This window comes from Vibrio jasicida CAIM 1864 = LMG 25398 (assembly GCF_000400365.1).
GTDB lineage: Bacteria > Pseudomonadota > Gammaproteobacteria > Enterobacterales > Vibrionaceae > Vibrio > Vibrio jasicida.
Map to the genome: position 1 here is coordinate 1 of NZ_BAOG01000035.1, position 17,915 is coordinate 17,915.

Consider the following 17,915-nt stretch of genomic DNA (forward strand, 5'->3'; position numbering starts at 1 on the left):
GACGGTAAGCTGCAAGTGTTTGCGGGCAACAACAAAGTGGAAGGCGACGTTGAATTCTCTGGCGGCCTATCTGGTGAGCTAGGTCTAAACGACGGTAAGAAAGTAACGGTTGATACTATCGACGTAACATCAGTAGGTGGTGCACAAGAGTCTGTAGCTATCATTGATGCCGCATTGAAATACGTAGACAGCCACCGTGCAGAGCTAGGTGCTTTCCAAAACCGTTTCAACCACGCAATCAGCAACTTGGATAACATTAACGAGAACGTGAACGCGTCGAAGAGCCGTATCAAAGATACCGACTTCGCAAAAGAAACGACTCAAATGACCAAGTCACAAATTCTATCGCAAGCGTCAAGCTCAATCCTTGCGCAAGCAAAACAAGCACCAAACTCAGCGCTAAGCCTACTAGGTTAATCAACCTAATACGACGCGATACAAAAGCCAGGCTCACCCCTGGCTTTTTGCTTATTCAAATCTCGCATTAGGGACACCGAATAGGACAGGTGACAAGGAGTTCGTATCGATTAGATGGTCTCTTTAAATACCAATGTCACTGCGATGATGACGCAGCGACACCTCAGTCATGCGGCTGAGCAAAACATAGAGTCACAGCGAAATCTCACTTCAGGCTATCGGATTAACTCCGCCAGTGATGACGCTGCAGGTCTGCAAATCTCCAATACTCTTAATGTTCAAACAAGAGGGCTTGATGTCGCCTTGAGAAATGCGCACGATGCGTATTCGGTGGCACAAACTGCAGAAGGCGCTTTGCATGAGAGCAGTGATATATTGCAACGCTTGCGCTCTCTGGGGCTTCAAGCGGCAAACGGCAGTAATGACTCAAGTGATCGGCAAAGTATTCAATACGAGGTCGTAGCGCTGCAAGATGAGCTTGATCGTGTCGCGATCACGACGACATTTGCAGATAAAAACCTATTTGATGGCTCTTACGGCTCGCAAAGCTTCCATATTGGTGCGAATGCCAACTCTATCTCTCTGATACTGCGAAATATGCGTAGTCACATCCCGGAGATGGGAGGGCAGCATTATGTTGGTGATGCAGTCGATAAAGATTGGCGAGTCACTAAAGATAATCAAACCCTTAAATTTGAATACCAAGACAGTAAAGGGCAAACCCAAACAGAATCTATTGGGCTCAAGCTAGGAGATCGCATCGAGCAAGTTGCTACTTATATCAATGCGCAGCAATCGATAGTGAGTGCCTCGGTGACTGAAAACAATGAACTGCAATTCTTTGCTTCAACCTTGAATGCACCAGAAGGTGTAGAGCTGAAGGGGCGTTTAGCGAATGGGCTTGATGTAAGTTCCGGTGAGCTCGTTACTATGGATGATATCGATATGTCGACAGTTGGTGGGGCACAGCTTTCGATTGGGGTGATTGATGCCGCTATTAAGTATGTTGATTCACACAGAAGTGAAATCGGTGGCTTTCAAAACCGTGTCAGTGGCACCATGGATAACCTGAATACGGTGAACCGAAGTGTGACGGAATCCAAAGGACGGATACGAGATACGGACTTTGCTCGTGAGTCGACGGAGATGGTGCGTTCGAAAGTACTGCAAGATGCAACAACTGCATTGTTGGCTCAGGCGAAGCAGAAACCAAGCTCGGCACTTGGGTTGCTCAGTTAAACCAGTTTTAGCGATGAAAGTTGTTTGGAAACAAAAGCTTCAGGTAATAAAAAACGCTGCCAATGGCAGCGTTTTTCCGTGTTAGGCTAAGTAAAAATTACTTAGTTACACGTAGAACTGGAGTTTCACCAACAGTTACAGAACCAGAAAGCTTGTTCAGCTCTTTGATTTCGTCCATGTTAGAGATAACAACTGGAGTTAGCGTTGATTTCGCTTTCTCTTCTAGAAGAGCAAGATCGAATTCAATTACAGTGTCGCCAGCTTTAACAGTTTGACCTTCTTCAGCGATGCGCTTGAAGCCTTCGCCTTTTAGTTCAACAGTATCGATACCGAAGTGAACGAAAAGCTCAACACCGTCGTCAGACTCGATAGAGAATGCGTGGTTTGTTTCGAAGATCTTACCGATAGTACCGTTTACAGGAGCTACCATTTTGTTACCAGCAGGCTTGATAGCAATACCGTCACCAACGATTTTCTCAGCGAAAACAACATCTGGCACATCTTCGATGTTCACGATCTCACCAGAAAGTGGTGCGATGATTTCGATTGCACCTGCGTCAGCGCTGTCGTCAGATACTAGCTTCTTAAGTTTGTCAAACAGACCCATTGTGTCATGCTCCTAACGTTTTATTTAATTCTGTCGAATTATAGTATACCAATCTTACGAGATAGACGACTTTTTTTAACCGCCTATCCCATTGGAATTAGTTGATTATTGAGTTTTCTCTGCAATGAACTTTTCTACAACAGCTTCGATTTCTGCTGCTGTTGGTAGAGAAAGTGCTTCTTCAGCCATTGCTTTCACTTCTGCGAAGTTAGAGTTACGGATAACTTTCTTCACTTTAGGGATAGAGATGCCACTCATAGAGAACTCGTCTAGACCCATACCTAGAAGTAGAAGTGTTGCACGCTCATCACCTGCAAGCTCACCACACATACCAGTCCATTTACCTTCAGCGTGAGAAGCGTCGATAACTTGCTTAATCACAGTAAGTACCGCTGGTGATAGTGGGTTGTAAAGATGAGAAATCATCTCGTTACCACGGTCAACCGCTAGTGTGTACTGAGTTAGGTCGTTTGTACCGATAGAGAAGAAAGCAACTTCCTTCGCTAGGTGGTGCGCGATAGCTGCTGCAGCTGGAGTCTCAACCATTACACCGATTTCGATGCTTTCGTCGAATGCATGACCTTCCGCACGAAGTTCCGCTTTGTACTCTTCGATTGCTTTCTTAAGCTCACGGATTTCTTCAACAGAGATGATCATTGGGAACATGATACGCAGCTTGCCGTGTGCAGATGCACGTAGGATACCGCGTAGCTGGTCACGTAGGATTTCACGACGATCCAAGCTGATACGTACTGCACGCCAGCCTAGGAACGGGTTCATCTCTTTTGGAAGATCCATGTATGGAAGATCTTTGTCGCCGCCGATGTCCATTGTACGGATGATCACAGACTCACCGTTCATTGCTTCCGCAACTTCTTTGTAAGCTTGGTATTGCTCTTCTTCAGTAGGAAGTGCATCACGGTCCATGAACAGGAATTCAGTACGGTACAGACCAACGCCTTCACCACCGTTACGGATGATACCGTCACAGTCTTTAACTGTACCGATGTTACCGCAAACTTCTACGCGGTGACCGTCAGTCGTTTCTGCGTGTAGGTCTTTTAGCTTCGCTAGTTCTTCTTTCTCAGCGATGAATGCCGCTTTAACTGCTTTCGCGTCTTCTAGTTCAGCTTCAGATGGGTTGATAACAACCTTGTTGTTCATCGCATCAAGAATCAGCATGTCGCCGTTCTTAACTTGCTTAGTGATGTCGTTAGTACCAACGATCGCTGGAAGTTCTAGTGAACGAGCCATGATTGAAGTGTGAGAAGTACGACCGCCGATGTCACAAGCAAAACCAAGAACGTAGTCTAGGTTGATTTGTGCCGTTTCAGATGGCGTTAGGTCGTAAGCCACTAGGATAACTTCTTCATTGATGTCGCTTAGCGAAACAATGTTGATGCCTAGAGCGTTCTTAACGAAACGAGAACCGATGTCACGGATATCAGTTGCACGTTCTTTCAGGTATTCGTCGTCTAGTGACTCAAGAGCACATGCTTGCTCTTCGATAACTGAATGAATAGCGTGGTCCGCAGACATTTTGTCGTTTTTGATAAGTGCTAGGATTTCTTCTTCTAGCTCTTCGTCTTCAAGAAGCATGATGTGACCTTCAAAGATCGCTTCTTTTTCTTCGCCAAACGTTTCAAGCGCTTTTTGCTTGATAGTTTCTAGTTGAGCAGAAGATTTGTTACGAGCGTCAAAGAAACGTGCAACTTCTGCTTCTACTTGATCATCAGAAATAGTGTTTGTGTTTAGGACAATTTCATCTTCTTGAAGTAGTAGTGCTTTACCGATTGCAATACCAGGAGATGCTAGGATGCCTGAAATCATAGCCTTACCTTAAGTTGGTCAACTTTATAAAACGGGAGAATAATGGGTGCGCTAACGAATAGTATTAGCTTAGTTTTGAGCCTATTTCCAACGAAGCCATTTTGCTTTCACAAAATGGCTTCTGAAATAGGAGACCGAATTAGTGTAGTTGGTCCATTAGAGCAACTAGGTGGTCTACTGCTTGCTGAGCTTGTGGGCCTTCAGCAGAGATAGTTACTAGAGTACCTTTTACTAGGCCTAGTGTTTGCAGCTTGAATAGGCTCTTAGCGCTAGCGCTTTTACCGTTAGAAGTCACAGTGATGTCCGCGTCGAATGCTTTAGCTTCTTTAACGAACTGTGCAGCTGGACGAGTGTGAAGACCGTTTTCTGCTGTGATTTCTACTTGCTTCTCGTACATGTGATATACCCCAATAAATGTATTTTTTTGTTAGTTTGTGACTGAGTTTTAGCTTAACTGCTTTACTTCTTGTGCGCTAGCACGGGAGAGTTCAAAGCGTGTCAGAACTGATACTAGTCAAAAGTTTGGTAATTACGCAACTGTTTGCGTGCACAATTACTTAGAAAACTTTTTGGTTTAGATTCTTTATTTTGAACCTAAAAATAAAACACCCTGATATTACCAAAGGTGGGGCAGGGATCAACAAAAAAGCCCCTGACCGGGGCTTTTTTAAACGAAAAATTGATTTGACCACATATTACTGTTGGTTCTCTTTCTCAGTAAAGATACCGGCAAATAGTGCTGTACTTAGGTAGCGTTCACCTGAGCTTGGAAGTACAGTTACAATTGTTTTTCCTTCAAATTCAGGAAGTTCTGCAAGGCGGTTTGCTGCCACTACTGCTGCACCCGATGAGATGCCAGCCAGAATGCCTTCCTCTTCCATAAGGCGCTGAGCCATCTCAATTGCCTCTTCAGAAGTCACTTGCTCAACACGGTCCAAAAGCTCTAAATCTAGGTTGCCTGGGATGAAACCAGCGCCAATACCTTGGATTTTGTGTGGTGCTGGTTGGATTTTTTCACCTGCTAGTGCTTGTGCGATAACCGGTGATTCTGCTGGCTCAACAGCGACAGAAGTGATTGCTTTGCCTTTTTCACCTTTGATGTAACGGCTTGTACCAGTGATAGTACCGCCCGTACCAACACCTGCTACGAATACGTCGATTTCACCGTCTGTTGCTTCCCAAATTTCAGGGCCCGTTGTCTTCTCATGAATCTCTGGGTTTGCAGGGTTGTTGAACTGTTGCAGAAGCAGGTATTTGTCTGGGTTGCTTGCTACGATTTCTTCGGCTTTCGCAATCGCACCTTTCATGCCTTTTGCTGCTTCAGTTAGCTCCAGATTTGCACCGAGTGCTTTTAGCAGTTTACGACGCTCAAGACTCATTGACTCTGGCATCGTTAGCGTTAGCTTGTAACCGCGAGCGGCCGCTACGAATGCAAGCGCAACACCTGTGTTACCACTGGTCGGCTCTACTAGCTCAACACCAGGTTTAAGCGTGCCTGCTTTTTCCGCTTCCCAAATCATGTTGGCACCAATACGGCACTTAACGCTGAAGCTTGGGTTACGTGCTTCGATTTTCGCCAAAACTTTACCTTTGCTCACTTTATTCAAGCGAACAAGAGGCGTATTACCAATAGTAAGAGAGTTGTCTTCGTAGATCTTGCTCATAGTGATGTTCCTTCATTACACGATTTGTGAATATGATTAGAAGAATATGCGGTATGAAAAAAAGGGAAAAGGATTAAAAAGTTATATCTTATGAGGTTGGTCGAGAATTGAACAAAATAACAGAGGAGGCTTATTCGGCCTCCTCTGATTGATTCAAAACTGCGCTATTGCTGGTGTTTAAACTCAGCTACCCACATTGCAGTTGCACCACATACAGCAACAGGCATAACAATGAGGTTGAGAATTGGAATGGTGGTAAATACGGAAACCAAAACACCAAACCCATAAGCTTTACCTTGCTTTTGTTTCAATTTGTAACGCATGTCATTGAACGGCACTTTATGGTTATCAAATGGATAGTCGCAGTATTGGATCGCCAACATCCAGGCTGTGAAGAAGAACCATAAGAAAGGTCCAACCGTTTGACCCAGAGCAGGAATCAACAACAACAGGAATAAACCAATCGCTTTTGGCAATACATACAGCAGTTTTCGCCATTCACGAGCCATAACACGAGGTACATCTTTGACCAATGCTGCAAACCCATCGTCATTGACTTTCTGACCAGTCAGCGACTCTTCTACTTTTTCAGAAAGCAATCCGTTGAATGGTGCGGCGATAAAGTTCGCTAAGGTGCTGAAAAAATATGAAAAGGTGGCGAGAATCGTTAGGACGAGAATTGGCCACAAGAGGTAAGTCAACCAAGACAGAAACTCAGGGAGTTGCCCAATCCAGCCTTCAATCCAAGCGTCTAAGTGAGAGAAAAGATAGAAGATAGCACCACCAACTAGCAATATATTCGCCAGCAGAGGGAGAACGACAAAACGTCTGATCTCTGGAGAGAGCGCCAATTGAATTCCGTATAGGAAATAACCAAAACCGGTTCTTTGTTGAATGTTCGACTTCATATCTATTTTATTTCTTGTGAGTGAAAACTCATTGTACCTGTCGATACTTTTCTTTCAATGCCCTAACAAATGAGGTCTTGTAAAGTGGAATCGTGGCAAGAATCACAACAAAAAACGGAACTTCTTGCATTAAGTTGTTCTAAACCTGCATATAGTTTTGGTAAAGTAAACGCATCATTCAGATTTATTGCACTTGGGTTACTGCTCAAGGATGTGCGAGTAGTAAGAACAGGTAGATTGAGAGTAAATAATGCAGGAATTGCGATTCGTACTCATTGTTGTTGGCGCATTAGCCATCGCCGCATTGCTTTTTCATGGCCTATGGACAAGCAAAAAAGAAGGCAAAGCGAAGTTTGGTAACAAACCACTTGGTAAGTTGGATGTTGACCAAGAAGAAAAAGAACCTCAAGAACAAGAGCGAGATTTTGCTCCTGCTCCAGAAGATGATTTCGAGATTATCCGTAAAGATCGCAAAGAGCCAGACTTTGGGATGGAAAGCTCGTTTGACAACAAGTTCGCCTCAGACCCTCTGATTGATGATGTTCTTGATGTAAAAGAGAAAGAGCATAAAGAAGAACCTGAGATCCCTGCTTTTGTTGCAACTAAAGCGGAACAAGAGCCTGAGCCAGAAATTGTTGAGCCTGTTCAAGCGACGTTCGAAGAAGAGATTATCGAGCCAGTGTTCGAAGCACCTGAAGCTGTCGAACCAGAAATCGATGTTGCACCAGTTGTTGTAGAGCAACCTGAAGAGCCAAAACCAGAACCTGAAATGCAAGTCATTGTGTTGAACGTTCACTGCGCTGGCGATGAGCCGTTCATCGGTACTAAGTTGTTCGATAGCATGCAGCAAAATGGATTGATTTACGGTGAGATGAATATCTTCCATCGTCATGTTGATTTGTCTGGTAACGGTAAAGTGCTCTTTAGTGTCGCCAACATGATGCAACCGGGCACATTAGAACATGATGACCCTGCTGAATTCTCAACCAAAGGTATCTCGTTCTTTATGACATTACCTTGCTACGGTGAAGCAGATCAAAACTTCAACCTAATGCTGCGTATTGCACAACAAATTGCAGACGATATGGGTGGTAATGTCCTTGATGATCAACGAAACCTAATGACGCCGGACCGATTGGCATCTTATCGTCGTCAAATAGTTGAGTTTACTGCCGCTAGCGCATAATCTTAACACCAAATAAAGAGAGGGCTCCGTTAGGAGCCCTTTTTCATAGAATTCTCAACCTCATTTATTGAATACACACGGGGCTTTAATATGTCTGAACCAGTACCTCAGCGACTAGAAGAACTCAAAGAATCGTTGCATTACCACGCTGTTCGTTACTACGTGGAAGATAACCCTGAGATTCCAGATGCAGAATACGATCGTATGATGCGCGAGCTTATGGATATTGAAGCCGAACACCCAGATCTTGTTACAGTGGATTCTCCAAGCCAGCGTGTCGGTGGTCAGCCGTTATCTGAGTTCAGCCAAGTGACGCACGAAGTTCCAATGCTGTCTTTAGACAATGCTTTCGACGATGGTGAACTGGATAGTTTTCATAAGCGCGCTCAAGATCGTGTTCCTGACCAAACTATCAAGCAGTATTGCTGTGAACCTAAGTTAGATGGATTAGCTGTAAGCTTGCTGTACGAGAACGGTGTACTTGTACAAGCAGCAACGCGTGGTGATGGTGCGACAGGTGAAAATATTACTGAAAACGTACGTACTATCAGCGCAATTCCACTTAAGTTGCAAGGCAAAGGCTGGCCTGCTCGTCTTGAAGTTCGTGGCGAAGTATTCATGCCGAAAGCCGGTTTTGACAAACTTAACGAGACTGCTCGCAAAAAAGGCGAGAAAGTGTTTGTGAACCCACGCAATGCAGCTGCGGGAAGCCTGCGTCAATTAGATTCGCGCATTACTGCTTCACGCCCATTGAGCTTCTACGCGTACAGTGTTGGTGTTGTGGAAGGTGCAACGTTAGCATCAAGCCATTACGAGCGATTCCTTCAAATCAAATCTTGGGGTTTGCCAATGTGCCCTGAAACCAAGCGAGTCGATAGCTTGGAAGAAGTGAAAGCCTACTATCAAGATATTCTGACTCGTCGTGAAGCATTAGCTTATGAAATCGACGGTGTCGTAATAAAAGCTGATGACATTGCTATTCAAGAGCGATTGGGCTTTGTTGCTCGAGCACCTCGTTGGGCTATCGCATACAAATTTCCGGCTCAGGAAGAAATTACAACGTTAAACGAAGTCGAGTTCCAAGTGGGTCGTACCGGTGCGATTACTCCAGTAGCGAAGCTTGAGCCTGTCTTCGTTGGCGGTGTAACCGTCAGTAATGCAACCCTACACAATGCAGACGAAATTGAACGTTTAGAGGTAATGGTTGGCGATGAAGTTGTGATTCGTCGTGCTGGTGATGTTATCCCACAAGTTGTTTCGGTGATCAAAGAGCGTCGTCCTGAAACTGCGCGAGAAATTATTTTCCCTGAAGCGTGTCCTGTATGTGGCTCTCATGTTGAACGTATTGAAGGGGAAGCGGTAACACGTTGTACTGGTGGATTAGTGTGCCAAGCACAACGTAAAGAAGCACTAAAACATTTTGTTTCTCGTAAAGCCCTTGATGTTGATGGTCTTGGCGACAAAGTGATTGAACAGCTCGTTGACCGAGAAATGGTTGAGACACCAGCAGATCTGTTTAAGTTGTCGGCCGGAGTGTTGACAGTCCTAGAGCGCATGGGCCCTAAATCGGCAACCAACGTAGTTAATGCTCTTGAGAAATCAAAATTGACAACATTACCGCGTTTCTTGTACTCGCTAGGTATTCGTGAGGTAGGGGAGGCGACGGCTGCCAACCTAGCGCAACACTTCAGGTCATTGGATTTGATTCAGGCAGCGACAGAAGAACAGTTAATTGAAGTTCAAGATATTGGCGTTATTGTTGCCAAACACATCACGACCTTCTTTGGTGAAGAGAAAAACCAGGTTGTTGTACAGGATTTGTTGAATCAAGGTATTAATTGGCCTGAGATTGCCGCTCCGCAACAAGGTGTTGAGTTACCGTTAGAAGGCAAAGTTGTTGTATTGACGGGCACGCTTTCTCAGCTGGGACGTTCCGAAGCGAAAGAAGCGCTGCAGAATCTAGGTGCAAAAGTGACGGGTAGCGTTTCAAAGAAAACCGATATTCTTTTTGCTGGAGAGAATGCTGGCTCTAAGCTAGCGAAAGCTCAAGAGTTGGGTGTTGAGGTTAAAACCGAACAAGACTTGCTCAATTTGATGAAATAACTTCCATCAAAAAAGATAAAAAATAACTAAAAGCCCTAAATGACAGTCATTTGGGGCTTTTTCTTGCCAATTAAAAAGTGACAAAATTAGCGCTATTTTCCTATTGAAATCATTTCAGTGATCAAGATCTCTCCTTTAATTTTTCCTCGTATCTAGCAGTAACTCTGCGATCAACTTCAAATTGACGTTTCCGTATTAGCCATAAGTTATTGATAAATAGCATCTTTGTGTCGATCTGTAGTTTGGGTGTTAAAAATAAGATCTGGATCAACAAGTTATATGGAACTTTGGCGTTGGTCATATTTTTTTAGAAAAAAAATAAGTTCCGTTTGGATGTTTTTAGATGCGAAGTTAGTCTTAGAAGCGTGGATACACGGTGTGTATGCAGGAACTAAAAAGAACCAATTTAGAAATATTGAGGTTCACTCAGGAATTTACTTCTCTCCTTCGGCGGCCAACTTAAGGTGAGATAGAAAAATACAGCTATATCCATTTTTAGGAGTTTTTTCCATGGACAAATTTTTCAAGGTTTCAGCACTAACCGCAGCAATGTTTGGTGCAGTAGCGGTAGCTCCAGCTACGGCTTCTACTGAAAGTGCTGCTGGTGGTGAGTATGTAGAGAAAGTTAACGAGTTTATGAGCGACTCATCATTGAACGCAATGTTCGTTGTTGATACTCGTTCTCGTACACGTACTAGCGGTAAGCCTGGTGGTGAAAATGGCGATCGTTGGAGTCGTCTAAACTACTCATCTTACAATGCAATTATTGACTTCACTTCTGGCTACCATGACGGTTGGTTAGGTGCTGACGTCGCTGCTTACTACTCTGGTGACCTATACAATGATAGCTTGAAAGGCGCAGACGGCTACCTATGTAACGAAATCTCTACGTGTACTAACCTAGACTGGGGTGCAGGTGACGGTGATCAGCTTAAAGTTTACAAAGCGGCTCTGAAATTTAAGACTGGCGAAAACTTTAACGCTCGCGTCGGTATGCTACAAGCTGGTGGCAACGGTACAATCGGTAACGTTTGGAGTTTTGTACCTGGTACGTACCGTGGTTTCGAGCTAAACGCGAAACTTGGTGATTTCAACCTAAGCTACTTCGGTGCAGACCAATTCACAGCACCTTGGTTACTACATGAAGATGATTACGCGCCAGCACTATGGTCAGACACTTCATGGAGCTACCTACACTCTCTAGGCTTGAACGGTAACATCACTGACGCTCTATTCTTCCAAGTTGGTCTTGGTCAAGCGACAGGCGTTAAATACGCGAACGGTATCGATTGGGGTGCAGGTCAAGTAACTAGCTACCATGACGACACTGATAACACATCATACAAAGCTTACTTGAAGTACACAGTAAGTGACCGCACTACTCTTGCATTCGACTTCTACGGTGTTGATGATGATGTGAAATACGATGGTCTAGGTTTCCATACTGGTCTATCTCTAAACCAATCTTTCGGCAAGCTATCTTGGATGTCTGAGCTACGCTACACAGATACAGACAACCGTTCAGATTTCGTTCCACGTACTATCCATACTTACGGTATGAACAACGGTACTTGGTCACAATGGTGGGATGCACTATCTGACTGGAACAAAGCTGGTGAGCTAGCTTGGTACAACCGTCTTTCTTACAACCAAGGTAACGGTTGGAACTACTACCTAGGCTTGGGCTACGGTTCTGGTGCAGATTCTGCAGCAAGTGGCGCATCAGGTGACTGGGATTACGAGAGCGAGTACGCAGTTAACGCAACGGTTTCTTACTCTCTACAAAGTGGTTCTCTTAAAGGTACAACCGTTCGTCTACACGGTACTATCCTAGAGCGTGACGAGTTTGCTGGTGCAGCAGACGCGGACGAGACAGATCTACGTCTACAAGTTCTTATCCCATACAGCTTCCACTAATATTCAGAAGCTAAGAAAAAGGAGCCATTCGGCTCCTTTTTTATTTCACTTTTTTTCCGTCATACATTTTGCAATAGAGTGGCGGCAGCATGTGTACGTTGCCATTAGGCAGTTCACATTTTATTTCTGGTGCTAATGTTCTACCACCTGAAGCTCCATTTGCTAACGAAGTCAAAGGCATTAATGCTGCAATCGCGATTAACAATCCAGTTACCAGTTTCATATTATTTACCTTGTAATCTAGAACGTATTTTGCTTTTTAAATTCAATTTAATTACTTGGAACAGGTCTACAAACTAAAAGTAATTAGAGCAGAGAGTTTTACTCGTTTTCATACCCTGATTTTAGTTGTCCCATGATCCACCTTGAAAGCGGCACATCTCGCTAGGAATATGGGAAATATCTCCACTTGGTAGAGTACACTCGACAATAGGTCCCAGGTTGGTGGTGCCTCCATTCCCGTTGTTATAGGCGAATGAAGAAAACGCAAATATGCTGCACGCTAAAAATAAAAAACACTTCTTCATAGTACTTCCTCTTACTTACCTTAAAAAAATATAAGCACTTAATAGACATGCTTATGCGTTAAGTATGTATAGAGACCTAGAAAGATCAAAATTAAATTCAACAAGGTTTTATTTTTTAAAATAAATTTAGATTTTGAAAAAGTAATTATATTTCGCTATGTGTTTGAATTATTAAAATTGAAAATTTAACAATAGGTAGAAAAGAGAGGATATTGATAATATTTCTATCACTTAATTCACATAATTAATTTAAATAAGTGGATGAAATAAAAGAGGTAGTGGGATTAGGAATAGAATAGGGCGCATAGCACCCTATTATTTTGACAAACATCATCGAGAAATAGGTTTTATCTTAAGAATTATGCCATCAACAGCAATAATTTCGACTCGAGTTCCTGCTGGTAAATCGTGTTCTGACTCAGCAGACCAAGTAGTATCTGCCACTCGTAAGCGGTTCATCCCCACCGTGAAGTCTTCATCTAACGTCACGATACTGCCGACTAATTGCTTCTGTTTTTGGTTAAGATCGCGCGCACTGTCGCTCTTGCGATCTTTCGACCATTGTTTTCGCCACCATAGCCAAGTTGTCACCAAGCTGAATGCCGCAAAGGCTAACCACTGCATTTGCCAGCCGATTGGTAGCACAGATAAAATCGCACCTACGATCAATGCAGAGATGCCAAGCCATAGGAAGTAGCCTGCTGTGCCGAGTAACTCAACAGCTAACAATGCGAGGCCGAAAGCAATCCAATGCCAGAAAGTGATGCCTTCTAATAAACTAAATAAGTCCATAGGCTAGCCTTTGTCTTTGCTTTGTTGGAACATTTCAGCAATACCAGCAACAGAGCCCATTAAACCAGTTGCTTCGATTGGTAGCATGATGATTTTCCCATTTTCTGCTTGGCCAATACTCTTCAATGCGTCGGTATAGCCTTGAGCAATAAAGTAGTTCACCGCTTTAACGTCACCTTTAGCGATGGCTTCTGACACCATGTAAGTTGCTTTTGCTTCCGCTTGCGCCGCACGTTCGCGGGCTTCTGCGTGTAAGATCGCAGACTGCTTTTCACCTTCCGCTTTTAAGATCTCTGATTGTTTTTGACCTTCTGCTCGTAAGATTTCTGCTTGGCGCACACCTTCAGCTTCTAAGATCTCTGCACGTTTATTACGTTCTGCTTTCATCTGAGCATTCATTGCAGCAGTCAGGTCTGCTGGTGGCTGAACGTCTTTGATTTCTATACGAGTGACTTTCACTCCCCATGGGTTTGTTGCTTGGTCAACAATAGAGAGAAGCTTGGTGTTGATCATGTCACGCTGGCTGAGCATTTCGTCCAGCTCCATTGAACCAAGTACGGTACGGATGTTGGTTAATGTGAGGTTACGAATAGCATGTTCTAGATCGTTAACTTCATAAGCCGCTTTGGCTGCGTCGATAACTTGAACAAAGCCGACTGCGTCGATGACGACATTCGCATTATCTTTAGAAATAACCTCTTGAGCTGGAATGTCGAGGACGCGTTCCATCATATTGATCTTCTGACCAATTCTATCAATAAACGGAATAATTAAGTTCAGGCCCGGTTTAAGTGTGTGGGTATAACGTCCAAAGCGTTCAACCGTCCAGTTGTTCCCTTGAGGTACAGTCTTAATCGCAGAGGCAAGAATAATAACGGCTAGAGCAACGAAAATACCGATGGTGATCAATGAGTCAATTGGCATGTGCTATTCCCTTAAGTGCATAATGTTTAATCCATTCTTACTTATTTATGCGTATTAAACAATCGTAGAAATGAGAGGTTGGATAGATAACAGGCAGAATAAAGGCCGGAATACACCAGCCTTTATTGTTGCTAAAAATTCATGCCGTTAACATGTGAATGCTATTTAGTTGGGTATTCAATCCAACTGGTACCATCTAATGAGACGTAGTACTTACCATTTACCTCAATTACGGTTGAGCCAGAGTTTTGAGCGACCACACGGGTTTCTGGTAAGTTGCCAGCCAATTCGCTCGGGTTGAATGATTCCTTGTCATAAATGTTTTGTTCAAGAATATTCGATACCAATTGTGATAGAGCTAAGTAGCTTGAAGGCGCTTTAACGTGCTTCGTATTGCCTTGGCGTTGAATTCCTTCACCGAAGACTTTAATCCCAACCGGTGTGTGAACGATGGTCGGCGCTGGAATTTCACGCATACCAGAGATCTGCATTCTATCACCTCGCATACCGGCGCCATGTTCTGGCACTAATGCAACAACAATATTACGTTTGGAGGCTTTTAGCTCTTGGAAGAACGAGTAAAGATCATCAAGAAGATTCTTTAAGCGTTTCTTGTAACTCACCATAGACGTTGTCGAATTGGCATTGATGATGCGGTTACCATCATGCAATGAAATGGTGTTATACAACGCAACCACTTTCTCATCATCGCTTTTGATTCGTTGTTGCCACCAATCATCAAGCACCTGTTTATCACGGAAGATAGAGGAGCCATCGAACGACTTTTGATAAGGCTTGAACCCTTCTTGAGACATCAGGTTCGTTTTTAGATCGCCATCTTTTTTGATCAGTTCTAAGAAGCTATCGAACACACCGTTGTGGTTCATCAACAGATTTTCTTTGAAGCCGAGATCTTTCAGGTTATCGAACAAGTAACATTGCTTTGGAGCAGGCTCGAACAGTTTACTGTGTTCTTGCTGGCCACAACTTGCTCTCAGCAGCCTTACAACGGCTGGTCCGCTGTAGGATGTTGCCGCGCTGAAGTTATCAAACATGACATCAAATTCTTTGAACAACGGGTGATCGGCCAAACCAGCAATCTCGATGTCATCCCAAGCGACGGAACAGATACTCAAGAACAGCAAATCAAACGGAGCATCTTGTGCACTATCAGGGCTGAACGAGACACGTCGTGACGCTTCTTTCGCAAAAAAATCTGCTGTCATACTGTTGAGCGACTCATCGTTGATTTCTGTGACTTGAGGTTGTGCCGTTTCCGCCACTTCCGTAGTTGCTGGTGGCGCAGGTTGAGTTGCCTCAACGGTGACTGAATTCTGTGGCGTTTTTGGAATGCTGATGTAAATCATCGCGATGACAACGAATACAGAAACACGTAAAAACTTACTCAGAATGAAATACGCTGCGCACAAAGCAAACAACCCAAGCAATGCTTGAACAGAGATGAAGCGTCCCATGAGTTCGACAAGATAGCTAAACTCAAACTGCATCAACTGACCTGCCTGAGCCCATAATCGCTCTAGCGGAGGTAAGAAAGAGTCATAATGCAGTAGCCATGCAGCGATGATCACTGCGATAACATGTCGCAGGACATTCAATGCTTTGATTGGCACTGGTAACAGAATAAAGAGCAAGAGCGCAAAGTTTTCTAGCGGATGGAAATCGATGGTCCCTTGGAGGAAAAGGGCTACTTTGGCAATAAAATAAGTGTTCCACCAACCCAATCCAATTGTGAACTGAGCAGGCTGTTTAGAGTGTGAAGTCATCACTTAAGCTTCTTGTTTTTGTTTACAGAAAGATCTTGCTCAAAGTACTGAGCGCGTTTTAAGTATCTATCGTAGAGTCGCTTTATCGCGCTTACTGCATCACGCAGAAAGTAGCCTAGGATTAATCCGATGCAAAGGCTAATGCCTACGGTGAGCATAAAGTCATCAATGTTCATTCCTGCTCCTTAATGTTGATGGCTTTCTTTACTGCGAATAAAGCAGGTACCTCGCTCATCGGCTTTTTAGTTACCGCGAAAATCTGCTTCTCAGTGGTCAAGCTTGATACCTCCTCAGAGATGCTGACTTCATCCTCTAGGATGTATTTTAGTTCAGCTTCGATGTCATAATGGGTATCGAAGGTGCGCGTTGAGTGAAACAGATCTCGAGGTGGAAACTCGAAAATATTATTAAGAGCAACATCGATGTCGTTATGACGAATAGCACTGAACAAAACATAAAGTGCTTTGTTACACGCGGTGACGACATCACCATCTCGTCGGATGTGGCACAAACGAAGACATTCTTCAGGGCTCATTCCCGGCAGCAAATTCAACTTAATCAGAGCAAAGTTGACGTTAGAACGGCTCGAACTGGCGATCACATCCGTACAGTATTGACTGAAGTCTCTGTTATGCAGGTAACCTTTGCTGCCAAATTTAACGTCGTACTTTAGTAAGGCCTCTAAGCTTTGAGGTAACGCACGCGTCAGCATTTGTCCTTGTATGGCCTCTACCTGAGTCATAAAGCGCATCTGAGGCACCTGCACCGGTGAAATCAGGTTTACGCCAGCACGAAGCAGAAACTTTTCATCCGCATATCGTAAACATTGTTGTGTTTCTCTGATCACGAGCTTGAGTTGTCTGCCCGCTTTCGTGCGCAGTCGGTAGCAATCCAATGCCAACTGTTGTACTTCGCTTTGGCTTGAGCAGTTGAAAACAATGGTTGATGCTCTTGGGCTGTCTAACATCTCTAATAACTGTTGGTTATTTTCTGCTAGGTGCATTCCTTTCGGAACTTTTGTGCTGTCACCTAAGGCTTCTTTCGTAATGTAAAGTCGTTCGCTATCGGCTTTGTCTTCTGTAACGTCGTTCGTTTGCAACTTCTCATAAGGTGTCGCGAGCAAGTGGCCGTCATCATCAAAAGATAGGATGTATTCTTCTTCTGATTTCACCCCATGCTTGTTGGACCAAAAGTCGACAAAGTAACTGTATCGTGTTTCATCTAATGCGCTCATCGTCGCGAGACCGGCGAGGTATTGATTATTCGTCAACAACTTAGGCTTAAGTATCGATGTCGCCAAATGACCATAGATACATATATTGATCATGAGCGATTTTTTATGAGCGAATTCATCAATTGTTTTTAGGAATATGCCTGCATCTTTGTCGCTGCAGTGAGATAAAATCGAGTCGGGAATAAACAAAATATAGTTAGAGTTCTTAATGATATTTATTTTGTGAATGTCTTTGGCGAGAATAATTGGGTTTAACTTCTTTTTATGGTTTTTATTACTTACAAAGTAGACCTTATCAAGATAACTATCAGATAAGTCATTGAATTTTTGTGATGCTTTGCGATTTAGGCCGGATAGGAAGGTTTCTTTATTGGTGAAACTTGTAAGCGAAGTGTTGTGACTTTGGTCTGATGCACTAGTTAAGAATTCAATTGTCATGTGTTTGTGAGAAAATAAATTGACGTATACCGATTTACTTGCTCGATCACTGGTAATTGCGGACAGACCGTTTATTAATGACATCAAAATAGCCTTTTAATCAGATGGTTATGTTCAATCTTGGTTGTCTTTATCGTTGTGCTGTATGTAAAACGTTACAGAAAAAAATGCCAGTGTGACAATAAAATGACGCGAAGATATTAAACGAAATTGATCAAAAATAAAATTAGATATAGCATTATCTGCATTGATGTTTATAAGTTTAAAATTAGGCATTTGCAAATCAATATATTTAAAGTTCGCCTATAGTTTTATCTTATATGTCGTAAACGGATAATTACAACT

Annotated in this window: 16 protein-coding genes; 5 read left to right on the forward strand and 11 right to left on the reverse strand. The window is 43.4% G+C overall.

Going from position 1 to position 17,915, the window contains the following annotated elements; translation table 11 throughout:
- Both VJL_RS09650 and VJL_RS09655 read left to right on the forward strand, forming a co-directional pair.
- Window positions 1-417, forward strand: a 417-nt coding sequence (locus VJL_RS09650) for a flagellin (protein ID WP_038877520.1), incomplete at its 5' end; no start/stop codon positions are given.
- Window positions 418-531: 114 nt separating this feature from the next.
- On the forward strand, window positions 532-1,656 hold the full coding sequence (locus VJL_RS09655; protein WP_038877522.1) for a flagellin: 1,125 nt from the start codon (window positions 532-534) through the stop codon (window positions 1,654-1,656).
- A 97-nt stretch (window positions 1,657-1,753) separates the two neighbouring features.
- Here the strand turns inward: VJL_RS09655 and crr are convergent, their stop codons facing one another.
- From crr to cysZ, 5 genes are all read right to left on the reverse strand, one after another.
- A complete protein-coding gene (gene crr / locus VJL_RS09660; RefSeq protein ID WP_005425608.1) occupies window positions 1,754-2,263 on the reverse strand; it encodes a PTS glucose transporter subunit IIA in 510 nt (169 codons plus the stop codon).
- 105 nt (window positions 2,264-2,368) lie between these two features.
- Window positions 2,369-4,093 carry a phosphoenolpyruvate-protein phosphotransferase PtsI gene (ptsI, locus tag VJL_RS09665; protein WP_038877525.1) on the reverse strand — a complete coding sequence of 575 codons (1,725 nt, stop codon included), beginning with the start codon at window positions 4,091-4,093 and terminating at the stop codon, window positions 2,369-2,371.
- Between the two features lie 139 nt (window positions 4,094-4,232).
- A complete protein-coding gene (locus VJL_RS09670; RefSeq protein WP_005436894.1) occupies window positions 4,233-4,490 on the reverse strand; it encodes an HPr family phosphocarrier protein in 258 nt (85 codons plus the stop codon).
- 298 nt (window positions 4,491-4,788) lie between these two features.
- On the reverse strand, window positions 4,789-5,757 hold the full coding sequence (gene cysK / locus VJL_RS09675; protein WP_038877527.1) for a cysteine synthase A: 969 nt from the start codon (window positions 5,755-5,757) through the stop codon (window positions 4,789-4,791).
- 164 nt (window positions 5,758-5,921) lie between these two features.
- Window positions 5,922-6,665: a sulfate transporter CysZ gene (gene cysZ / locus VJL_RS09680; protein WP_038877531.1), complete on the reverse strand. Its 744-nt coding sequence runs from the start codon at window positions 6,663-6,665 to the stop codon at window positions 5,922-5,924.
- A 250-nt stretch (window positions 6,666-6,915) separates the two neighbouring features.
- Here cysZ and zipA point away from each other — a divergent pair, with 250 nt between their 5' ends.
- The 3 genes from zipA to VJL_RS09700 all read left to right on the forward strand — a co-directional run bounded on the left by zipA (window position 6,916) and on the right by VJL_RS09700 (window position 11,871).
- On the forward strand, window positions 6,916-7,851 hold the full coding sequence (zipA, locus tag VJL_RS09685; RefSeq protein ID WP_038877533.1) for a cell division protein ZipA: 936 nt from the start codon (window positions 6,916-6,918) through the stop codon (window positions 7,849-7,851).
- Window positions 7,852-7,941: 90 nt separating this feature from the next.
- Window positions 7,942-9,954: an NAD-dependent DNA ligase LigA gene (ligA, locus tag VJL_RS09690; protein WP_038877535.1), complete on the forward strand. Its 2,013-nt coding sequence runs from the start codon at window positions 7,942-7,944 to the stop codon at window positions 9,952-9,954.
- A gap of 510 nt (window positions 9,955-10,464) precedes the next feature.
- Window positions 10,465-11,871, forward strand: a complete 1,407-nt coding sequence (locus VJL_RS09700) for an OprD family porin (protein ID WP_038865747.1) — start codon at window positions 10,465-10,467, stop codon at window positions 11,869-11,871.
- Window positions 11,872-11,911: 40 nt separating this feature from the next.
- On the opposite strand, the gene VJL_RS09705 is transcribed toward VJL_RS09700, so the two are convergent.
- The 6 genes from VJL_RS09705 to bcsE form a co-directional block, all read right to left on the reverse strand.
- A complete protein-coding gene (locus tag VJL_RS09705; protein ID WP_038865745.1) occupies window positions 11,912-12,094 on the reverse strand; it encodes a hypothetical protein in 183 nt (60 codons plus the stop codon).
- Window positions 12,095-12,728: 634 nt separating this feature from the next.
- Window positions 12,729-13,190: an NfeD family protein gene (locus VJL_RS09710; protein ID WP_038865743.1), complete on the reverse strand. Its 462-nt coding sequence runs from the start codon at window positions 13,188-13,190 to the stop codon at window positions 12,729-12,731.
- Window positions 13,191-13,193: 3 nt separating this feature from the next.
- Complete coding sequence (locus tag VJL_RS09715) at window positions 13,194-14,114, reverse strand: SPFH domain-containing protein (RefSeq protein ID WP_038877539.1); 921 nt, start codon at window positions 14,112-14,114, stop codon at window positions 13,194-13,196.
- A gap of 161 nt (window positions 14,115-14,275) precedes the next feature.
- Window positions 14,276-15,898: a cellulose biosynthesis protein BcsG gene (bcsG, locus tag VJL_RS09720; protein ID WP_038877541.1), complete on the reverse strand. Its 1,623-nt coding sequence runs from the start codon at window positions 15,896-15,898 to the stop codon at window positions 14,276-14,278.
- Window positions 15,898-16,074 (reverse strand): hypothetical protein, encoded by a 177-nt coding sequence (locus tag VJL_RS29655; protein ID WP_164492031.1) that lies wholly within the window; start codon window positions 16,072-16,074, stop codon window positions 15,898-15,900. The genes bcsG and VJL_RS29655 overlap by 1 nt, the downstream gene beginning before the upstream one ends.
- Entirely contained in the window at window positions 16,071-17,654 is a 1,584-nt protein-coding gene (gene bcsE, locus VJL_RS09725; RefSeq protein ID WP_038877543.1) for a cellulose biosynthesis protein BcsE, read from the reverse strand. Before bcsE ends, VJL_RS29655 begins: the two co-directional genes overlap by 4 nt.
- Window positions 17,655-17,915 lie beyond the last annotated feature (261 nt).